Below are 394 nucleotides of genomic sequence, written 5' to 3'. Positions count from 1 at the left end.
CCAGCCGAGCGGCGCGGGCCGCCCCGTCGGGGATGTCGGTGAGGTGGCGCGCGGCGGGCGGTCTTGGTGAGGGCGATGTGGTGGCCACGGCGGATGCTCCGTTGTCAGTCGGCGGGATGGCGGATGACGGGCAGGACGAGGTGGGAGGGGTGGTCGGCGTCGTGGTGGATGAGGTCGCGGCCAGCCTTGTGGCCGTAGTAGTGGTGGAACAGGCCGTCGGCGACCGGCGAGTCGCCGTTGGCGATCTCCAGGCGGATTCGGCTGCCTTTGGGGAAGACGTACGAGGTCGGCCAGACCTCGATCTCGTAGCGGACGACAGTTCCCGGCTCGATCGGCTGGGGCGGCTGGGTGCGGTGGGATGCCTTCAGCCAGCCGCGGGTGACCATGACGGAGG

Annotated in this window: 1 protein-coding gene; it reads right to left on the bottom strand. The window is 70.8% G+C overall.

Features of this window, described 5'->3' with window-relative positions; genetic code table 11:
- Nucleotides 1-104: 104 nt before the first annotated feature.
- A partial coding sequence (locus G3I78_RS50340) for a CocE/NonD family hydrolase C-terminal non-catalytic domain-containing protein (protein WP_275424956.1) occupies nt 105-394 on the bottom strand: 290 nt, incomplete at its 5' end.

It is taken from the genome of Streptomyces sp. SID13726 (assembly GCF_010548375.1).
GTDB lineage: Bacteria > Actinomycetota > Actinomycetes > Streptomycetales > Streptomycetaceae > Streptomyces.
This window is presented reverse-complemented; position numbering and strand designations above follow the sequence as displayed.